The following is a 1,521-nucleotide window of genomic DNA, read 5'->3' on the forward strand; positions in this document are numbered from 1 at the left end:
CGGAAGGATTCTATCGAGGTCTGCGAGAAATCAACGTACCGAGAAGTCTCATCGGAAACACCGAGAGACTGAAAACGCATCTGGATGGTCACTTGGGTTTACCTCCGGGTATCCCCGAACGCACGGGGATAAAAGTGGAAAAGAAACGGAAATGGATCAGTCTATAAGAAGGAGTGTCAGACAATCGAGACCGAAAACGCGAGATGTCGGATTGGGAAAATTATTTGAATTCGATTTACTTTGATCCCAAACACCCTGCTAGTTTCGGTGGCCCAGACAAACTTTACAGAACGGTAAAGTCCGAAGGCAGATATCGTATAAGAAAAGAACGTATAAGAAAATGGTTACAAGATCGGGAAACGTACTCTTTAACTCGGGGTGCTAGAAGACGTTTTACCAGGTCGAGAGTGATCGTGGAAGGACTCGACAGTCAGTGGGACTCGGATCTGATGGACATGACTAGTCTCTCTAAAGACAACGACGGCATCAATTTCGTGCTGGTGGCCATCGACATCTTTTCACGCAAACTCTGGTGTAGACCCATCAAAAACAAGACCGGTACGGAAGTGGCAAAGGCCTTGAGAAATATTTTCGAAGAAGGTAGACAACCCAAATACACGCTACGTACGGACAAAGGGAAAGAATTCGTTAATAACGAGGTCGGGAAACTGTTACGAGAAAAGGGGATTCATCACATCGTTTCTCATAACGAGACCAAGGCCAATTATGCCGAACGTGTCATCAAAACGATCAAACAGAAACTGTTGCGTTACGTCATGAAAAAACAGAGTTACCGTTACGTCGACGTGTTGCAGGACGTCGTGAAGAGTTATAACAACACGATACATAGGTCGCTACGCGACACACCCAACTCTATCAACGAGAAAAACGAGAGCGAATCTCGGTTCCGTCAGTATCTCATAAGAAAACCTAAACCTTTCCGCAATTCGAAGTTCAAGTACGACGTCGGGGATACGGTGCGTATTTCGCACGTGAGAGGCATCTTCGATCGCGAGTACTCTCAAAAATGGACGGGGGAAATATTCAAAGTCGAAAACAGATACCACCGAGAAGGCATCCCCGTGTACAAATTAGAAGACTGGAACGGTGAAAATGTTGAGGGTACGTTCTACGAAGCCGAACTACAGTCCGTACGCGTGGACGAAAACACTCCTTACAAAATCGAAAAGATATTGAGAAGAAAAGGAAAGGGTGCCCGGAAACAAGTTTTGGTTCGCTGGCTTCACTGGCCTCAAAAGTACGATTCGTGGATCCCGGAATCGGAAGTCAAAAACTATCAGAGTTTATAAGAGAGAGGGAATGTCGACTCGAGGGGTAAACACGATGACGAGTGATACGCCATTCGTCGGCCAATTCGATCGAGAGTTAGAGAGACATTCTCTGGATGTAGAGAACATACGGTGTCACTTGAACGTCGTCAAATGGATAGGCGTCGGCCTCGTTCTGATCATCATCGTGACACCCATTTCTATAGGACTGTCGACGTGTCGCGTAAAACGA

At 46.2% G+C, this 1,521-nt stretch carries 1 protein-coding gene; it reads left to right on the forward strand.

Translation table 11 applies throughout. From position 1 onward, the window contains the following. Positions 1–413 precede the first annotated feature (413 nt). Positions 414–1,310, forward strand: coding sequence for a DDE-type integrase/transposase/recombinase (locus BOW06_RS12805; protein ID WP_179116181.1), 897 nt, complete (start codon positions 414–416; stop codon positions 1,308–1,310). Positions 1,311–1,521 lie beyond the last annotated feature (211 nt).

The organism is Solemya velum gill symbiont, assembly GCF_002020255.1.
In the GTDB taxonomy this organism is placed as follows: Bacteria; Pseudomonadota; Gammaproteobacteria; order Chromatiales; family Chromatiaceae.